The sequence below is a fragment of the Pseudomonas sp. 43(2021) genome, from assembly GCF_017490805.1.
Classification (GTDB): domain Bacteria; phylum Pseudomonadota; class Gammaproteobacteria; order Pseudomonadales; family Pseudomonadaceae; genus Aquipseudomonas.
Genome location: NZ_JAFGYJ010000482.1, coordinates 1 through 457 on the forward strand (window position 1 = coordinate 1; position 457 = coordinate 457).

At 60.4% G+C, this 457-nt stretch carries 1 pseudogene; it reads right to left on the bottom strand.

What is annotated here, in order from left to right:
* Positions 1-457 (bottom strand): annotated as a pseudogene (locus J5M71_RS28280) (C4-dicarboxylate ABC transporter); the annotation flags it as partial.

A 457-nucleotide genomic window follows, 5' to 3' on the forward strand; every position in this document is an offset into this window, starting at 1 on the left:
GCACATAGCTGGTGGTCAGTGCGACGAGTTGTCCATGGGCGTCGGGCAGATGCGGCGCGAGCAGGCCACCGCTGGCCGCTGCCACTTCCGCTGCCACCACCGGCAGCAACCAGACCGCGGTCATCTGATCGATGCTGTGTTCCTGACGGGTAAACATCATGTACGGAATCAGCACACCGCAGGCCAGCGACATCGCCACAACGGTCCAACAAAACACTTCAACGATATGAATGACCCCGGCGCCGCAGCGCGGCAGGCCGAACAACAGAAAGCCGTTAATGATCGTCGCCAGGCCCATGGGAATGGTGCCGAAGAACAGCGACACAGGGGAATGTCCGAAAATCCGCCGCGCCTCGTCGAAGAACAAAATCCAGCGCGCAGCGTAAGCGACGGTAAACAGCGTGAATAACAGAATGTTGAACAAACACAGCCCCTCGGCCACGGCGCGCAACCCGGG